We start from the raw sequence: 17,818 nt of genomic DNA on the forward strand, positions 1-17,818 counted from the left end.
GCCGTTAACTGATCGCGGGCGAAAAATAACGCTGAAGTTGACGGATAAAAGTGATTATCAATTGATGGTGATGGATGAAGCGGGGCAAATAGAGACAGTACGTTTTGCATTTCAGTGAAATATACAAAATATCTATTAATCAAGTTATAATATTTGTGTTGATAATATATTAATAATATCAATTTTTAAAGCAAATAATTGTTTGATTGTTGTCAGTATTATTCCTGAATAAATACGTGAATATTTATTTTTTCATTTTCAGGAACGCAAGATGGATACGCCAGGCGAAAAGGAACGCATTACATTTCCGCAAGTATCACGACGTAATTTTTTACAAGCAACTTCCGCGCTTATCACTTTGCCTTTTATTTCTTCTACCGCTCAGGCGCAATCCCCAGATGCGTCGCCAGAAATTACAGCTCCTGAAGCTGATAAAGTTGTGCCCACCTGTAGCACATTTGATTGCGGAGGTAAGTGCGATATTCGGGCGCATATGCGTGACGGCGTGGTGACGCAAATTACTACGCTCCCCGATAACGAACTGGACCCGCAAATGCCTGTTATGCGCGCCTGTGTTCGTGGGCGTGGATATCGCAAATTTGTTTATCATCCCGACAGGCTGAAATATCCGATGAAACGTGTTGGTAAGCGGGGTGAGGGTAAATTTGAGCGTATTTCATGGGAAGAGGCAACGACCTTAATTGCCGATAACCTGAAAAGGATCACGCAACAATATGGCCCGGCTTCACGTTATGTCCATGTCGGGACGGCTGTTTCTGGTGGAACATTTTCTGGCGATGCGATGGCGCGTCGGCTGTTAAATTTAACCGGAGGTTATCTCGAGTATTATCACTCCGTTAGTCTGGGTAATACTGCGGCGGCAACGCCTTACACGTATGGTGTGGCGGCCAGCGGTAACTCGATGGATACTCTTTTGGATACCAAACTGGTGATCCTCTGGGGGCATAACCCGACGGAAACCATCTTCGGTCACACCAATTACTATTTTCAAATAATGAAGCTAAACGGTACGCGTTTTATCGTCGTGGATCCGCGCTATTCCGACACCGTATCTTCACTTGCCGATCAGTGGGTCCCTCTGCTGCCGACCACCGACAATGCGTTGATGGATGCGATGATGTACGTCATCATCAGTGAAAATCTCCACGATAAGCCGTTTATCGACACCTATACGCTCGGTTTTGATGAAAACTCCATGCCGGAAGGTGTCCCTGAAAACGAATCGCTGGTTGCGTATCTTTTTGGAGCAAAAGATGGCGTACACAGAACGCCGGAATGGGCAGAAAAAATTACCCACGTTCCGGCTCAAACCATTCGTCAGTTGGCGCGCGATTATGCCAACACGAAACCCGCAGCCCTGATTCAGGGATGGGGACCGCAGCGACATATTTGCGGCGAACGCACCGCCCGAGGTTCAACTTTACTGGCCTCGATTACCGGTAACGTCGGCATCAAAGGTGGCTGGGCGGCAGGTTATGGCGGTAGTTCTAATCGTAAATTCTGCGTTGGGCCAGATATGCCAGAGAATCCGGTGCAAGCGAAAATCTCGATTATGAACTGGATGCAGGCGGCAGATGATGCTTCTAAAGTTACGCCGCAAGATGGGCTAAAAGGCGTCGATAAACTCGACAGTAATATCCGTCTGCTATTTTCACTGGCAGGTAATTATCTGGCGAATCAGAACCCGGACATCCACCAGGCCGCGAAGCTCCTTGAAGACGAATCTAAAATAGAATTCATCGTACTCAGCGATCTATTTATGACTCCAAGCGCGAAATATGCCGATGTGTTGCTGCCGGAAACCAGCTTTATGGAACGCTGGAATATCGGCGAAACATGGGGAACAGCGAGCTATCTTATTCTGTCAGAAAAACTGATTGAGCCAGAGTTTGAACGTCGCACCGATTATGAATGGTTGCGTGAGGTGGCGAAAAAACTGGGTGTCGAAGCTGAGTTCAGTCAGGGACGTGATGAAAAGCAATGGATAGAGCATATCTGGGAGCAAACTCGTCTGGCGATGCCGGATGAAAATTTACCGGACTTCGCGACCCTGCAAAATACGCGTCGCCATCTTTTTAAAAGCGCGCCGCACATCGCTTTCGAAGCAAATATTCGCGATCCGCAGAATAATCCTTTCCCGACGCCTTCAGGAAAAATTGAGATCTTCTCTAAGCGTCTTTTCGATATGCAAGATCCAGAAATTCCTGCGCTTTCGCACTATGTCCCTGCCTTTGAAGGGCCAGAAGATAAACTGACGGCGAAATACCCGTTGCAGCTCATCACCTGGAAAGGGAAAAACCGTGCTAATTCCAACCAGTATCCTAACCCGTGGCTGCAAGAAGTTCAGACGCAAAAACTTTGGCTGAATCCGCAGGATGCCAAACAGCGCGGGATTGGCGAAGGAGATAGCGTAAAAATTTATAACGATCGTGGTGTGAGCATTATCCCGGTGGAAATACCCCCCCGAATCATCCCTGGCGTAGTTGCTATGCAGGCGGGAGCGTGGTGGCAGCCAGATGCGCAAGGTATTGACCGCGGAGGTTGTGCCAATGTGTTGAGTTCTGCCCGTATCACTGCGCTGGCGAAAGGGAATTCCCATCAAACTATGCTGGTGGAGGTTGAGAAAGCATGAGCCAATTTAAAGAGTATGGTCCGGTTAGCGGTAAACAATTAGGCTTTTTCATCGACTCATCTCGTTGTTCCGGCTGTAAGGCGTGCCAGGTTGCCTGCAAAGATAAAAATAATCTTGAGGTTGGGCGACGTTTTCGCCGCGTGTATGAAGTTAACGGCGGTGGCTTCATCGCCACCGGAGAGGGCGGCGTGAGTAATAATGTCTTTGCTTATACCCTTTCTATCTCCTGTAACCACTGCACGGATCCGATCTGTACTAAAAATTGCCCGACGATGGCGATGCACAAGCGTCCCGGAGACGGCATTGTACGCGTGAATACTGATAAGTGCGTCGGTTGCGGTTACTGCGCCTGGTCCTGTCCTTACGGCGCACCGCAAATGAATGAGCAGACCGGGCAGATGTCGAAATGCGATTTCTGTATTGATCTGCAAGATAAAGGAGAACAACCCATTTGTGTGGCAACGTGCCCGTTGGGGGCGATTAAGTTCGGCCCTATTGACGAGTTGCGTGAAAAGTATGGCGATGTCAGTGATGTGAAAGGTTTACCTGATTCGTCGATTACGCAGCCAAATCTGGTGATTAAACCGCATCAGGGCGCGGAAAAGGAGGCGTCACATCATGCATGAATTACCGTTAATGGCTTTTACGCTGCTGTTACAGGCATCGGTCGGTATGACGTTGTGGCTGGCGTTTCTTCATCGTCATATTTTAATCACCTCCAGTGTCCACCCGGTTATACGACCGCCATTACTGTTGGCTTTTTTGGCAGGGGCCGTGGGGTTACTGATTTCTACCTTACACCTGGGTTATCCGCTTAATGCGATGCATGCGCTAAGTCATTTTTCCAGCTCATGGCTGAGTCGGGAAATTATCTTTGGTGCACTGTATCTGGCGCTATTAGGTTTATCCACGGTACTGGTCATGTTACGCAAAGGCGGCTGGCAACGCCTGCTTATGCTGGCGGCTGTGGTCGGGATTGTTGATGTTTTCTGCATGGCGCAAGTTTACATCCATACGTCGATTATCACCTGGCAGCATTACAACACGCTGATTATGTTCTTAGGTTCAGTTGGGATACTCGGTTCTGCGCTGGTAGCGGTGTTTCGCATTAGCGGAATTTTGCCGCAGATTGATGCCCTGCGTAATGGATGCGTGTTGGTGATCGCTCTTCTGGTTCTGTTGCGCTTGTTGGTTCAGCCGCTGTGGATAGAGGATTTAACGGCGAATGCGATGCAGATAGCCACACTGCCACATGCGTCATTAGCGATGCCTGGACAGTTAAAACCCATACTGACACTAAGCTGGGGAATTTCCGTTATTGGGATGATGTTCTTTACTGTCGGTGGTTGTAAAAAGAATATCCCGGCGGCGTTGTTCGGCAGCATATTGTTGGTGGGGAGTGAAGTTATGCTGCGTTTTGTCTTTTTTAGTATCGGCTAATGTTAAGTCATAACATAACGATTGGCGCTGAATGCGCGCGCCAACGTTTTCGTTTTGCAACATGTCACGCCTGTATTGAGGCTTGCCCGGCACAGGCGCTAACGCTGACAGAAGAGGGCGTAGCGGTCGAGGCTGAACAATGTATTGAATGTGCGGTTTGCCAGTTTATTTGCCCGCAAGAGGCTATTCGCGGCGTTAATTCCCCTGTACGTTATTTTCGCAATCACACCCTGGTCGCACCGTTCACCACTATTGCTCCGACGCTGGAAGAACTTTTGCTATGGCATAAAGAGCAGGGGATCACTGCGATCGCGATTGATCTGAGTCAGGCGAAGGCATGGGAGCGTGCGTTATTGCTGTTAAACGAACGCTTACGGCAATACGGCGAGGAAGGCTGGTCTGTGGTATCTCCACATATCAGTGAGGTGAATGTTTCCCGGCGTCGTTTGTTCCATGTGCAGCGTGCGGATGTTCAGATGACACAAATACCACCAGGATTTCGTCGGTTGCATTATTTTTGGCCCCAGATTAGTGATGCTCGTCCGATGATGGATCCTCAAAAGTGTCAGCTTTGCGGTGCATGCTGGCGGGCCTGCGGGCAACAGGTATTTTCGCTTAACGAAGGCCATTTACAAATTAATGATGCCTTGTGTAACGGTTGTCAAAACTGTATTGCTGTTTGTTTTCATCAGGCAATGACCGTTGAATTGACGATTCAACCGGCAAAAATTGTGAATCTTCATGCTAATCGCAAAGTCTGTAAAACCTGTCAAAAATCCTTTATTACTTTTCAGCAAAATGCGCAAAATTGTCTTTATTGCCAACGGCATCGCTATGGGATGAGAGCACCCTAAATGTCGACTTGTTGCTAAAATTCATTTTATTTTAAAAAAATGTTACCTTCGTCAATAGTCAACGGCCTTGTTGCTCATTATAATCCGCGCCATCTCGTACGCTGGTACAAACAACAACAGAACAATTTACAGAGGTTAACATGGCTATTGAACGTACTTTTTCTATCATCAAACCGAACGCGGTAGCAAAAAACGTTATTGGTAATATCTTTGCGCGCTTTGAAGCTGCAGGGTTCAAAATTGTCGGCACCAAAATGCTGCACCTGACCGTTGAACAGGCTCGTGGCTTTTATGCTGAACACGATGGAAAACCGTTCTTTGATGGTCTGGTTGAGTTTATGACCTCTGGCCCGATCGTGGTTTCCGTGCTGGAAGGTGAAAACGCCGTTCAGCGTCACCGCGATCTGCTGGGCGCGACCAACCCAGCAAACGCACTGGCCGGTACTCTGCGTGCCGATTACGCTGACAGCCTGACCGAAAATGGTACTCACGGTTCTGATTCCGTCGAATCTGCTGCTCGCGAAATCGCTTATTTCTTCGGCGAAGGCGAAGTGTGCCCGCGCACCCGTTAATAATTTCGTAAATGCCGCGTGCAAACGTGGCATCTGTGCGCCAGAATTTGTACAATGCAGCGCCCCCGGATGAGCCGCCGCTCACCGGGGCGTTTCTTTTTTCAACCCTCCAGGGGCCATAACGTGTAATAACGAGGCCGGAATAGCATATGTCTGAACAATTAATCACACCTGAAAACGTCACCACGAAAGATGGAAAAATCAACCTGCTGGATCTCAACCGTCAGCAGATGCGGGAGTTTTTTAAAAATTTAGGTGAAAAACCCTTCCGCGCCGATCAGGTGATGAAGTGGATGTATCACTATTGCTGCGACAACTTTGATGAGATGACCGACATCAACAAAGTGTTGCGCGGCAAGCTGAAAGAGGTGGCAGAAATCCGCGCACCGGAAGTGGTTGAAGAACAGCGTTCATCTGACGGCACCATTAAATGGGCAATTGCCGTTGGCGATCAGCGCGTCGAAACGGTGTATATCCCGGAAGACGACCGTGCCACGCTTTGCGTCTCCTCGCAGGTAGGATGTGCGCTGGAGTGTAAATTCTGTTCCACCGCCCAGCAGGGCTTTAACCGTAACCTGCGGGTATCGGAAATTATCGGCCAGGTGTGGCGTGCGGCGAAAATCGTCGGCGCAGCAAAAGTCACCGGTCAACGTCCGATTACTAACGTAGTGATGATGGGCATGGGCGAGCCGCTGCTCAACCTGAGCAATGTCGTTCCGGCGATGGAAATCATGCTCGATGATTTCGGTTTCGGTCTGTCTAAACGTCGCGTGACGCTTTCTACTTCTGGTGTGGTTCCGGCGCTGGATAAACTGGGCGATATGATCGACGTTGCGCTGGCAATTTCCCTGCACGCACCGAACGATGAAATTCGTGATGAAATTGTGCCAATCAACAAAAAGTACAATATCGAAACGTTCCTTGCTGCGGTGCGCCGTTATCTGGAGAAATCCAACGCCAATCAGGGCCGAGTTACTATTGAATATGTGATGCTTGACCACGTTAACGACGGCACTGAACACGCGCATCAACTGGCAGAATTGCTGAAAGATACGCCGTGTAAGATCAACCTGATCCCGTGGAACCCGTTCCCGGGCGCGCCGTATGGACGCAGCTCAAACAGTCGTATCGACCGTTTCTCAAAAGTGCTGATGAGCTACGGTTTCACCACTATTGTGCGTAAAACCCGTGGTGATGATATCGATGCTGCCTGTGGTCAGTTGGCGGGCGATGTTATTGACCGTACGAAGCGTACCCTGCGTAAACGGATGCAGGGTGAAGCTATCGACATTAAAGCGGTCTGATAGCTATTACGCCACGGTTACTTTATGTACCGTGGCGTAATCTTTTATGAATGAAGCATTAAGTTGCAATTGTCTGGTCAATATTAACGGTGCGTTTTTGCTGACTTTAAGGCAGTATGTAACGATGCAACAGTAAGTTAGCCTTAGTGGATGTGGGTTTTGTCACGAGCACACAGACGGTCTTATACTGTATGATAACGGTTAACTTTACGGATGTTTCGCGGTGTCGGTGGGCATGATAGTTCACCAGCATCTCAATTCTCATTTAAACGTACCTGCAGCGAATGAATACTGAAGCCACGCACGACCAAAATGAAGCACTTACTACCGGCGCTCGCCTGCGTAATGCTCGCGAACAACTAGGACTTAGTCAGCAGGCCGTTGCCGAGCGACTTTGTCTGAAGGTTTCCACGGTACGCGACATTGAAGAAGATAAGGCACACGCCGATCTTGCTTCAACATTCCTGCGCGGATATATCCGCTCTTATGCGCGTCTGGTACATATTCCAGAAGAAGAACTGCTGCCAGGGCTGGAAAAGCAGGCTCCACTACGGGCTGCAAAAGTTGCGCCGATGCAGAGTTTTTCTCTCGGTAAACGCCGCAAAAAACGCGACGGCTGGCTGATGACCTTCACCTGGCTGGTGCTGTTTGTGGTTATCGGCCTGAGCGGCGCCTGGTGGTGGCAAGACCATAAAGCTCAGCAGGAAGAGATCACCACGATGGCCGACCAATCTTCGGCAGAACTGAGCAGTAATAGCGAGCAAGGGCAGAGTGTTCCGTTAGATACGTCGACAACTACAGACCCGGCTACAACGTCCACGCCGCCAGCCTCTGTGGACGCAACTGCAACCAACACACAAACACCTGCCGTAACGGCGCCAGTACCAGCTGTTGATCCGCAACAGAATGCGGTTGTTTCACCTTCGCAAGCAAATATTGATACCGCTGCAACCCCGGCACCAACGGCAACAACAGCGCCAGATGGCGCAGCGCCGTTGCCAACCGATCAGGCCGGTGTGGCTACGCCGGCGGCTGATTTGAATGCGCTGGTGATGAACTTTACTGACGATTGCTGGCTGGAAGTCACTGATGCTACCGGTAAAAAACTGTTTAGCGGTATGCAGCGTAAAGACGGTAATTTGAACTTAACCGGCCAGGCACCGTACAAACTGAAAATTGGTGCGCCAGCCGCAGTACAGATCCAGTATCAAGGGAAACCTGTCGATCTGAGTCGTTTTATCAGAACTAACCAGGTTGCGCGTCTGACCCTCAATGCCGAACAATCACCGGCGCAGTAACAGACGGGTAACGCGGGAGATTTTTCATGCATAACCAGGCTCCAATTCAACGTAGAAAATCAACACGTATTTACGTTGGGAATGTGCCGATTGGCGATGGTGCTCCCATCGCCGTACAGTCCATGACCAATACGCGTACGACAGATGTCGAAGCAACGGTCAAGCAAATCAAGGCGCTGGAACGTGTTGGCGCTGATATCGTCCGTGTATCCGTACCGACGATGGACGCGGCAGAAGCGTTCAAACTCATCAAACAGCAGGTTAACGTGCCGCTGGTGGCTGACATTCACTTCGACTATCGCATTGCGCTGAAAGTAGCGGAATATGGCGTCGATTGTCTGCGTATTAACCCCGGCAATATCGGTAATGAAGAGCGTATTCGCATGGTGGTTGACTGTGCGCGCGATAAAAACATTCCGATCCGTATTGGCGTTAACGCCGGATCGTTGGAAAAAGATTTGCAAGAAAAGTATGGCGAACCGACGCCGCAGGCGTTGCTGGAATCGGCCATGCGCCATGTTGATCATCTTGATCGCCTGAACTTCGATCAGTTCAAAGTCAGCGTAAAAGCGTCCGATGTCTTCCTTGCTGTTGAGTCTTACCGCCTGCTGGCAAAACAGATCGATCAGCCGCTGCATCTTGGGATCACCGAAGCCGGTGGTGCGCGCAGTGGCGCGGTTAAATCTGCCATTGGTTTAGGTTTGCTGCTGTCTGAAGGCATCGGCGACACGTTGCGCGTATCGCTGGCAGCCGATCCGGTTGAAGAGATTAAAGTTGGTTTCGATATCCTTAAATCGCTGCGTATCCGTTCGCGCGGGATCAACTTTATCGCCTGTCCGACCTGTTCGCGTCAGGAGTTTGACGTTATTGGTACGGTTAACGCCCTGGAACAACGTCTGGAAGATATCATCACTCCAATGGATGTTTCGATTATCGGCTGCGTGGTGAATGGCCCAGGCGAGGCGCTGGTTTCTACACTCGGCGTCACCGGTGGCAACAAGAAAAGCGGCCTCTATGAAGATGGCGTGCGTAAAGACCGCCTGGACAACAACGATATGATCGATCAGCTGGAAGCGCGCATTCGTGCGAAAGCCAGTCAGCTGGACGAAGCGCGTCGAATTGACGTTCAGCAGCTTGAAAAATAATAACGTGATGGGAAGCGCCTCGCTTCCCGTGTATGATTGAACCCGCATGGCTCCCGAAATATTGAGGGGCGCGTTGAGGGTTCATTTTTATATTCAGAAAGAGAATAAACGTGGCAAAAAACATTCAAGCCATTCGCGGCATGAACGATTACCTGCCTGGCGAAACGGCCATCTGGCAGCGCATTGAAGGCACACTGAAAAACGTGCTCGGCAGCTACGGTTACAGTGAAATCCGCTTGCCGATTGTAGAGCAGACCCCGCTATTCAAACGTGCGATTGGTGAAGTCACCGACGTGGTTGAAAAAGAGATGTACACCTTTGAGGATCGCAATGGCGACAGCCTGACTCTGCGCCCTGAAGGGACGGCGGGCTGTGTACGCGCCGGCATCGAGCATGGTCTTCTGTACAATCAGGAACAGCGTCTGTGGTATATCGGGCCGATGTTCCGTCACGAACGTCCGCAGAAAGGGCGTTATCGTCAGTTCCATCAGTTGGGCTGCGAAGTTTTCGGTCTGCAAGGGCCGGATATCGACGCTGAACTGATTATGCTCACCGCCCGCTGGTGGCGTGCGTTGGGTATCTCCGAACACGTAACTCTTGAGCTGAACTCTATCGGTTCGCTGGAAGCACGCGCCAATTACCGCGATGCGCTGGTGGCATTCCTTGAGCAGCATAAAGAAAAGCTGGACGAAGACTGCAAACGCCGCATGTACACCAACCCCCTGCGCGTGCTGGATTCCAAAAATCCGGAAGTGCAGGCGCTTCTCAACGACGCTCCGGCCCTGGGAGATTATCTGGACGAGGAATCTCGTGAGCACTTTGCCGGTTTGTGCAAACTGCTTGAGAGTGCGGGGATCGCTTACACCGTAAACCAGCGTCTGGTTCGAGGCCTGGATTACTACAACCGTACCGTTTTCGAGTGGGTGACTAACAGCCTCGGTTCCCAGGGCACCGTGTGCGCTGGCGGTCGTTATGACGGTCTGGTGGAACAACTGGGGGGGCGTGCAACACCGGCAGTCGGTTTTGCGATGGGCCTCGAACGTCTTGTATTGTTAGTTCAGGCGGTTAATCCGGAATTTATTGCCTCTCCTGTTGTCGATATATACCTGGTGGCTTCAGGTGCTGACACACAATCTGCAGCTATGGCATTAGCAGAGCGTCTGCGTGATGAATTACCGGGCGTGAAACTGATGACCAATCATGGCGGCGGCAACTTTAAGAAGCAGTTTGCCCGTGCTGATAAATGGGGTGCCCGCGTTGCTGTGGTGCTGGGTGAGTCTGAAGTGGCTAACGGCACAGCAGTAGTGAAGGATTTGCGCTCTGGTGAGCAAACAGCCGTCGCGCAGGATAGCGTAGCCGCGCATTTGCGCACGTTACTGGGTTAAGGAAGGAGAAGGACAGCGTGGAAATTTACGAGAACGAAAACGACCAGGTAGAAGCGATTAAACGCTTTTTTGCTGAAAATGGCAAAGCACTGGCTGTTGGGGGGATTTTGGGCGTTGGCGCACTGATTGGCTGGCGCTACTGGAACAGCCATCAGGTTGATTCTACACGCTCCGCTTCTCTTGCTTATCAAAATGCGGTTACCGCAGTGAGCGAAGGTAAACCGGATAGTATTCCGGCGGCAGAAAAATTTGCTGCTGAAAATAAAAATACCTATGGTGCGCTGGCTTCTTTGGAACTTGCGCAGCAATTTGTTGACAAAAATGAACTAGAGAAAGCTGCCGCTCAGTTACAACAGGGGCTGGCAGACACGAGCGATGAAAATCTCAACGCCGTGATAAATCTGCGTCTTGCCCGCGTTCAGGTACAACTCAAGCAGGCTGATGCCGCGCTGAAAACCCTCGATACCATTAAAGGTGAAGGGTGGGCTGCCATTGTTGCCGACCTGCGTGGTGAAGCATTGCTGAGCAAAGGTGATAAGCAAGGTGCGCGTAGTGCATGGGAAGCTGGCGTGAAAAGCGATGTTACCCCGGCACTGAGCGAAATGATGCAGATGAAAATTAATAATTTGTCCATCTGAGAGGGACCCGATGCAATTGCGTAAATTACTGCTGCCAGGACTGCTTTCCGTTACCCTTTTAAGCGGCTGTTCGCTGTTTAACAGTGAAGAAGATGTGGTAAAGATGTCCCCATTGCCGACCGTTGAAAACCAGTTTACGCCAACTACGGCGTGGAGCACTTCCGTGGGTAGCGGCATTGGAAACTTCTATTCCAATCTTCATCCGGCACTGGTGGACAACGTTGTCTATGCAGCGGACCGCGCTGGTTTAGTAAAAGCGCTGAATGCGGATGATGGCAAAGAAATCTGGTCTGTCAATCTGGCCGAGAAAGATGGCTGGTTCTCTAAAGAGCCTGCATTACTTTCTGGCGGCGTGACCGTGTCTGGCGGGCATGTCTACATTGGCAGTGAAAAGGCGCAGGTTTACGCGCTGAATACCAGCGATGGTACTGTGGCATGGCAAACTAAAGTCGCGGGTGAAGCACTTTCTCGCCCGGTGGTCAGCGACGGTCTGGTGTTAATCCACACCAGTAACGGCCAGTTACAAGCGCTGAACGAAGCTGACGGTGCTGTTAAATGGACAGTTAACCTTGATATGCCTTCACTCTCTTTGCGTGGCGAGTCTGCACCAGCAACGGCTTTTGGTGCGGCCGTCGTCGGTGGCGATAATGGTCGCGTCAGTGCGGTGCTAATGCAGCAAGGCCAGATGATTTGGCAGCAGCGTATTTCCCAGACGATCGGTTCTACCGAAATTGACCGTCTGAGCGATGTTGACACGACTCCCGTCGTTGTTAACGGCGTTGTTTTCGCGCTGGCCTATAATGGTAACCTGACGGCGCTTGATCTGCGCAGTGGTCAGATTATGTGGAAACGCGAACTGGGTTCGGTGAATGATTTCATCGTCGACGGCAACCGCATCTATCTGGTCGATCAAAATGACCGGGTGATGGCGTTGACCATTGATGGCGGCGTTACGCTGTGGACACAAAGCGATCTGCAGCATCGCCTGCTGACTGCTCCGGTGCTGTATAATGGCAACCTGGTGGTAGGTGACAGTGAAGGTTATCTGCACTGGATCAACGTCGAAGATGGTCGTTTCGTTGCCCAGCAAAAAGTTGATAGCTCCGGTTTCCAGACTGAACCGGTTGCCGCTGAGGGTAAACTGCTGATCCAGGCAAAAGACGGGACCGTGTACTCTATTACACGTTAATCGTCTCTGTCGTTCACTTTGAAAACGGCTCCTGGACAGGGGCCGTTTTCCTGTTTTTAACAACGACACGAATATAGTGCGCGTTGTCTGATGATTTATAAAAATGAGGCTTTAAACATGGTACCTGTGGTCGCGCTTGTCGGGCGCCCTAACGTAGGAAAATCCACGTTATTTAACCGTCTAACTCGCACCCGAGATGCGCTGGTTGCGGATTTCCCGGGTCTGACTCGTGACCGTAAGTACGGTCGTGCAGAAATTGAAGGCCGCGAGTTTATCTGTATTGATACCGGCGGTATTGACGGTACAGAAGACGGTGTAGAAACCCGCATGGCAGAACAATCACTGCTGGCAATTGAAGAAGCAGACGTCGTACTGTTTATGGTGGATGCGCGCGCGGGCCTGATGCCGGCAGATGAAGCGATTGCTAAACATCTGCGCTCCCGTGAAAAACCGACCTTCCTGGTGGCAAACAAAACTGACGGCCTGGATCCGGATCAGGCAGTGGTTGATTTCTACTCGCTTGGTTTAGGTGAAATCTACCCGATCGCCGCGTCTCACGGTCGTGGTGTATTAAGTCTGCTGGAGCACGTCCTGTTGCCGTGGATGGAGGATGTTGCACCGCAAGAAGACGTAGATGAAGACGCTGAGTACTGGGCGCAATTTGAAGCGGAAGAGAACGGCGAAGAAGAAGAGGAAGACGACTTTGACCCGCAAAGTTTGCCGATCAAACTGGCGATTGTTGGACGTCCGAACGTCGGTAAGTCTACACTCACTAACCGTATTCTCGGTGAAGAACGCGTCGTGGTTTACGACATGCCGGGCACCACGCGTGACAGTATCTACATTCCAATGGAACGCGATGGACGTGAGTATGTACTCATCGATACTGCGGGCGTACGTAAGCGCGGTAAAATCACCGACGCGGTAGAGAAATTTTCGGTAATCAAAACGTTGCAGGCGATTGAAGATGCTAACGTGGTGATGCTGGTGATTGACGCTCGTGAAGGTATTTCCGATCAGGATCTCTCCCTGCTGGGCTTTATTCTTAATAGTGGGCGCTCACTTGTGATTGTGGTTAACAAGTGGGATGGTCTGAGTCAGGAAGTAAAAGAGCAGGTGAAAGAGACGCTGGACTTCCGTCTGGGCTTTATCGACTTCGCCCGTGTACACTTCATCTCTGCATTACACGGCAGCGGCGTCGGTAACCTGTTTGAGTCAGTACGTGAAGCGTATGACAGTTCTACCCGTCGTGTGGGAACGTCTATGCTGACACGTATTATGACCATGGCAGTTGAAGATCACCAGCCGCCGCTGGTGCGTGGTCGTCGCGTCAAACTGAAGTATGCTCACGCAGGTGGCTATAACCCGCCGATTGTGGTGATTCACGGTAACCAGGTAAAAGACCTGCCGGATTCCTACAAGCGTTATTTGATGAACTATTTCCGTAAGTCTCTGGACGTGATGGGTACGCCGATTCGTATTCAGTTCAAAGAAGGGGAAAACCCGTATGCGAACAAGCGTAACACCCTGACCCCGACCCAGATGCGTAAGCGTAAGCGTCTGATGAAGCATATCAAGAAAAGCAAGTAATCACTGACCATCAGTGGGCCGGGAAACCTGCCCACTGCACCTCTCTGCGTTATAAGAGAAGGGCAATGAAACTGGAGGTATTATGAAACTCAACTGCCCCATCTGCAATCACCCACTTGAACAAAACGACGCTCAGGCGCACTGCGTTTCCTGCCATCAGGATTTCACGTTAACGCCACTATGCCCGGAATGCCATCAGCCGTTGGAAGTGCTTAAAGCCTGCGGCGCAGTAGATTATTTTTGCCAGAGGGGGCATGGATTAATTTCAAAGAAGCGCATTGAATTCGCACTTTAATTATTTATTTAGTGAATGATTTGCTTGTTTTATATATTTGAAGAATATGTGTTTTAAGTGAATTTCAATTTCCACTAAAGGACTGATGAATAATTGGTGCCATATTGATTAATTTAGTCAATTTTTAGGAATTCATTTAGTTTTTTTTCCACGCTGACGCCATAAACTGCACTTTTGGGGAATAAAATCTCTAAAGGGATTTTTAATGGGATTTTGGCGGCGTTTAATATTAACAATATTAATTTATGGGGGAGCTATATTTACCTCTGGCGTTGCCGTTGCCGAAGAAAACAAATCTGAAAACAACACATTACCCGATCTCGGTAGCGCTGCTGCACAGAAGGCAGAGCAGGAAAACAAAGGCAAAAGCTTTAAAGAACAGACTCGCGATTACATCACCAATTCTGCCACTCAGGGGTTTGAAAATCTGACCCCGCAAGCACTCGAATCCCAGGCGCGTAGCTATCTGCAAAATCAAATTACCTCCTCCACCCAGTCTTATATCGAAGGACTGATGTCACCTTACGGGAAAGTGCGCACGACTTTATCGGTGGGCGAGGGCGGCGACCTGGACGGCAGTTCGCTGGACTATTTCGTTCCCTGGTATGACAACCAAAGCACACTGCTGTTTAGCCAGTTTTCCGTTCAGCGCAAAGAGGATCGCACCATTGGTAACGTGGGCATTGGCGTGCGGCAAAACGTCAGCGACTGGCTGCTTGGCAGCAACGTCTTTTATGACTACGATTTCACCCGTGGTCACCGACGACTCGGCATAGGCACCGAAGCCTGGACCGATTTTCTTCGTTTTTCCGGCAACTACTATCACCCGCTTTCCGACTGGAAAGACTCCGACGATTTCGACTTTTATGAAGAGCGCCCGGCACGCGGCTGGGACGTGCGCACCGAAACGTGGCTGCCGTTTTATCCGCAGCTTGGCGCGACGCTGATGTTTGAGCAATATTACGGCGACGAGGTGGCGTTGTTCGGCAAGGACAACCTGCAAAAAGACCCTCATGCGGTCACCCTTGGGTTGAACTATACGCCGGTGCCACTACTCACCGTTGGCACGGATTACAAAGCTGGCACCGGCGACAGCAACGATTTCAGCGTTAATGCCACCCTGAATTATCAACTCGGTACGCCACTGGCGGCGCAGCTTGACCCGGAAAACGTCAAAATTCAGCGCTCGCTCGTCGGCAGCCGTACTGATTTTGTCGATCGTAATAATTTCATTATCCTCGAATACCGTGAGAAAGATCCGCTGGATGTCACGCTATGGCTAAAAGCCTCGGAAGCCAACCTGCACCCGGAATGCGTGGTGAAAGACACGCCGGAAGAGGGCATCGGCCTTGAGAAGTGTCAGTGGACGATTAACGCGCTCATCAACCACCACTATAAAATCGCTACTGCATCCTGGCAGGCGAAGAATAACGCCAACCGCACGTTGGTGATGCCGGTGGTAAAGGCAGATGCACTGACCGAAGGCAATAACAACCGCTGGAACCTGGTGCTGCCTGCGTGGGTCAACGCCAGTACGCAAGCCGAGCGCGAAGCGCTGAATAGCTGGAAAGTCCGCATCACCCTTGAGGATGAACAAGGTAACAAGGAAATGTCTGGCGTGGTGGCGATCACCGTCCAACAGGGGCGCAAGATTGAACTGATCGTCGACAATATTGCTGATCCCGATCGCACCGATCACAGCCATGAGGCCAGCGCGCAGGCAGACGGCGTGGACGGCGTAGTGATGGACGTTCTGCTCACCGACGCTTTTGGCGACAATACCGATCGCAACGGCAACGAACTGGTGGACGATGCGATGACGCCAGCGTTGTACGACAACAACGATAAAAAAGTCACTCTGGTGGACAAACCCTGCTCAATGGAAAACCCCTGCGTATTTATCGCCAAACGCGATAAAGAGGTCGGTACGGTCACGCTCTCCAGTACGCTGCCGGGCACCTTCCGCTGGAAGGCGAAGGAAGATGCCTACGGCGACAGCAACTATGTTGACGTCACTTTTATCGGTGAGACCATTGATGGCCTGAACGCCATCATCTATCAAACAAACACGACTAAGCCCATCAATCTCATTGATAAAAAAGACAAACATCTCACGGTGAATAACACCTACCGGTTCCTGCTGTGGCGCGACAAAAACAGCGACGGTGTTTTCCAGATGTCGGAGCAGCTCAGTGAAGAAGAAATGGTCCGGTACGACTACCAGTGGGAATTTACCGGGCAGAGCGTCAACGGACATACCGGAGCGCAGACAAATACCAGTAATGCGGATTTAGTGCTTCCTGCCACCAACCGTGAAGCGGCGCAGACGTTCGCTGCCAGCGAAGAGGACGGCGTGCAGGGCTATGGCTTACGCGTAACGTACAGCCAGAAAAAATAGCGTCGGCGTAATGGCTGACCGGCCAGTCGCTGAATTTTGAAGAAAAGGAGAGTCTTAATGCAAGCAATAGGCAAACGGCGGCTGACAAAGGTCGCTTTAGCGCTGGTAGTCGCAGGATATTGTACCGTTCCTGCGGCGGTCGCTGCGCCGGATGGTAATCTGAAAACCGGACAATGGCAGATTGTTACCGCATCAACCGGGACTATTCAGGGGACCGTGCCGTGGATCACCCGTGCAGCGGATAAAGTTGCGGAGACAGATAAAAACCATGTCACGTTGACTATCGATCGCGGTACGCGCGCCATCACCAATGACGGCGACAGACAGTTCCATGTGGGCGATACGGTGACTATCAACTGGGCAATTGGCGATACGGAAGGCGACCTGGATGCGCAAAATACTGCCACTAAGGCAACCGTCCAGTGGATGAGCTACAGCGATCAGAGCGGTGGCAATCCGAAAGAAATTGGCACCAAAGGCAGCAGCAGCTATGAGATCCAGGCGGCAGATGCCGATCGTTATATTGGTATCCAAATCACGCCAACCACCACCACCGGCGATCCCAGTGTGGCAACGGTATTATTGCTAAACGATCTCTCCACCGATGCAGGCGGCGGCGCGGATGATGACGATATTCCGGAAGGTCCGGTGGTGAACGAAAACGTTAAAGTCGTTATTTACGAGTCAGGTTCAACCTCTAACCTGTTGGGTACGAGCACTAAACTCAAAACTAACACCACCTATAAAGTCCTGCTGTGGGCCGATAAAAACGGCGACAGCAAATACAATCCAGGCGAAGAAGTTACCAGCGAGTACGACTATCGCTGGAAATTTACCGGGACCAGCGCCATTGCCGCGACGGGGATACCTGGTATCGTCAACGGGAAATACAACAACCAGGATCTCGTTATCCCGGTTACCAACGCCGAAGCGAAAACGGAGTTCGAAGGCGCAGAAAATGGCGTTACCGTTGGGCCCGATGGCGTCCAGGGCTTTGGGCTGTCTGTCGACTTCAGACGCAAATAAAACGACGTACCACCGCTTCCCTTCGGGGAGC

General features: G+C 50.8%; 16 protein-coding genes. All 16 read left to right on the forward strand.

Annotated features, from left to right (window positions below; all coding sequences use genetic code 11):
* Positions 1 to 118: hypothetical protein (locus tag A7090_RS27405; protein WP_446718734.1), on the forward strand; the 118-nt coding region annotated here is incomplete at its 5' end.
* 153 nt (positions 119 to 271) lie between these two features.
* A complete protein-coding gene (locus A7090_RS23155) occupies positions 272 to 2,653 on the forward strand; it encodes a DMSO/selenate family reductase complex A subunit (protein ID WP_105275676.1) in 2,382 nt (793 codons plus the stop codon).
* Entirely contained in the window at positions 2,650 to 3,279 is a 630-nt protein-coding gene (locus A7090_RS23160; protein WP_105275677.1) for a DMSO/selenate family reductase complex B subunit, read from the forward strand. Before A7090_RS23155 ends, A7090_RS23160 begins: the two co-directional genes overlap by 4 nt.
* Positions 3,272 to 4,093: a dimethyl sulfoxide reductase anchor subunit family protein gene (locus A7090_RS23165; protein WP_105275678.1), complete on the forward strand. Its 822-nt coding sequence runs from the start codon at positions 3,272 to 3,274 to the stop codon at positions 4,091 to 4,093. Before A7090_RS23160 ends, A7090_RS23165 begins: the two co-directional genes overlap by 8 nt.
* The gene (locus tag A7090_RS23170) at positions 4,093 to 4,947 is read left to right on the forward strand and encodes a 4Fe-4S dicluster domain-containing protein (RefSeq protein WP_105275679.1); all 855 of its coding nucleotides are present in this window, start codon (positions 4,093 to 4,095) and stop codon (positions 4,945 to 4,947) included. The genes A7090_RS23165 and A7090_RS23170 overlap by 1 nt, the downstream gene beginning before the upstream one ends.
* Before the next feature lie 140 nt (positions 4,948 to 5,087).
* Complete coding sequence (ndk, locus tag A7090_RS23175) at positions 5,088 to 5,519, forward strand: nucleoside-diphosphate kinase (RefSeq protein WP_000963837.1); 432 nt, start codon at positions 5,088 to 5,090, stop codon at positions 5,517 to 5,519.
* Between the two features lie 149 nt (positions 5,520 to 5,668).
* The gene (locus tag A7090_RS23180) at positions 5,669 to 6,823 is read left to right on the forward strand and encodes a bifunctional tRNA (adenosine(37)-C2)-methyltransferase TrmG/ribosomal RNA large subunit methyltransferase RlmN (RefSeq protein WP_105275680.1); all 1,155 of its coding nucleotides are present in this window, start codon (positions 5,669 to 5,671) and stop codon (positions 6,821 to 6,823) included.
* 284 nt (positions 6,824 to 7,107) lie between these two features.
* Positions 7,108 to 8,121, forward strand: coding sequence for a cytoskeleton protein RodZ (gene rodZ, locus A7090_RS23190; protein WP_105275682.1), 1,014 nt, complete (start codon positions 7,108 to 7,110; stop codon positions 8,119 to 8,121).
* Positions 8,122 to 8,147: 26 nt separating this feature from the next.
* Positions 8,148 to 9,266: a flavodoxin-dependent (E)-4-hydroxy-3-methylbut-2-enyl-diphosphate synthase gene (gene ispG, locus A7090_RS23195; protein WP_105275683.1), complete on the forward strand. Its 1,119-nt coding sequence runs from the start codon at positions 8,148 to 8,150 to the stop codon at positions 9,264 to 9,266.
* 110 nt (positions 9,267 to 9,376) lie between these two features.
* Positions 9,377 to 10,651, forward strand: coding sequence for a histidine--tRNA ligase (gene hisS / locus A7090_RS23200; RefSeq protein WP_105275684.1), 1,275 nt, complete (start codon positions 9,377 to 9,379; stop codon positions 10,649 to 10,651).
* Between the two features lie 17 nt (positions 10,652 to 10,668).
* Positions 10,669 to 11,289 (forward strand): ancillary SecYEG translocon subunit YfgM, encoded by a 621-nt coding sequence (yfgM, locus tag A7090_RS23205; RefSeq protein ID WP_105275685.1) that lies wholly within the window; start codon positions 10,669 to 10,671, stop codon positions 11,287 to 11,289.
* Positions 11,290 to 11,299: 10 nt separating this feature from the next.
* On the forward strand, positions 11,300 to 12,478 hold the full coding sequence (bamB, locus tag A7090_RS23210) for an outer membrane protein assembly factor BamB (RefSeq protein ID WP_105275686.1): 1,179 nt from the start codon (positions 11,300 to 11,302) through the stop codon (positions 12,476 to 12,478).
* 117 nt (positions 12,479 to 12,595) lie between these two features.
* Complete coding sequence (gene der / locus A7090_RS23215) at positions 12,596 to 14,068, forward strand: ribosome biogenesis GTPase Der (RefSeq protein ID WP_105275687.1); 1,473 nt, start codon at positions 12,596 to 12,598, stop codon at positions 14,066 to 14,068.
* 82 nt (positions 14,069 to 14,150) lie between these two features.
* Complete coding sequence (locus A7090_RS23220; protein ID WP_105275688.1) at positions 14,151 to 14,363, forward strand: zinc ribbon domain-containing protein; 213 nt, start codon at positions 14,151 to 14,153, stop codon at positions 14,361 to 14,363.
* A gap of 205 nt (positions 14,364 to 14,568) precedes the next feature.
* Positions 14,569 to 16,761 carry an intimin-like inverse autotransporter SinH gene (gene sinH / locus A7090_RS23225; RefSeq protein WP_105275689.1) on the forward strand — a complete coding sequence of 731 codons (2,193 nt, stop codon included), beginning with the start codon at positions 14,569 to 14,571 and terminating at the stop codon, positions 16,759 to 16,761.
* Positions 16,762 to 16,818: 57 nt separating this feature from the next.
* Entirely contained in the window at positions 16,819 to 17,787 is a 969-nt protein-coding gene (locus tag A7090_RS23230; protein WP_105275690.1) for a SinI family autotransporter-associated protein, read from the forward strand.
* The last annotated feature ends 31 nt before the right edge of the window (positions 17,788 to 17,818 follow it).

Origin of the sequence: Escherichia sp. MOD1-EC7003, assembly GCF_002965065.1 — a bacterium.
Lineage (GTDB): Bacteria > Pseudomonadota > Gammaproteobacteria > Enterobacterales > Enterobacteriaceae > Escherichia.